Annotated in this window: 1 protein-coding gene; it reads right to left on the reverse strand. The window is 61.4% G+C overall.

Annotation, left to right across the window (positions count from 1 at the left end; genetic code table 11):
• A partial coding sequence (locus DRV84_RS15280) for a transposase (protein ID WP_147298896.1) occupies positions 1–189 on the reverse strand: 189 nt, incomplete at its 3' end.
• Positions 190–461 lie beyond the last annotated feature (272 nt).

Below are 461 nucleotides of genomic sequence, written 5' to 3' on the forward strand. Positions count from 1 at the left end.
GTCCTTTTTCCATGCCGGTTCACAGCCCGTCCCCGACTTGCCGAACTGCCTTATCCAGCGACGCAGCTGCGTCTCGTGGACGCCGAGTTCCGCTGCGACATCCATGATCGACAGCCCGCTCGTCTCGACGCGCTCCGCGGCCTGCCGCTTGAACTCGTCCGGAAAATACCGGCGCTTCTTCTTCTCCATCGGACACTCCTTCCGTTAGCTCGAAAAGCCTATCATGGGTGTCCACCAATCCAGGGCAGGATCACGACACGTCAGGCAGGACGTCCGGAGAGCGGGGACGTCTTCGAAGGTAAGGGGAAAGGATCCGAGAAGGTCGGGAGCGGGAGACCCAGTGCCGTCCATCGATCGCCCGAGATCAGGTGTGTGATTTGGACCCGCTCCTCGTACGACCATACCGGCCAGCGGCGCCAGGATGCCGCGAAAGCAAGGCCTGACACATGGATGAACTCGAT

This window comes from Rhodosalinus sediminis (assembly GCF_003385555.1).
In the GTDB taxonomy this organism is placed as follows: Bacteria; Pseudomonadota; Alphaproteobacteria; order Rhodobacterales; family Rhodobacteraceae; genus Rhodosalinus; species Rhodosalinus sediminis.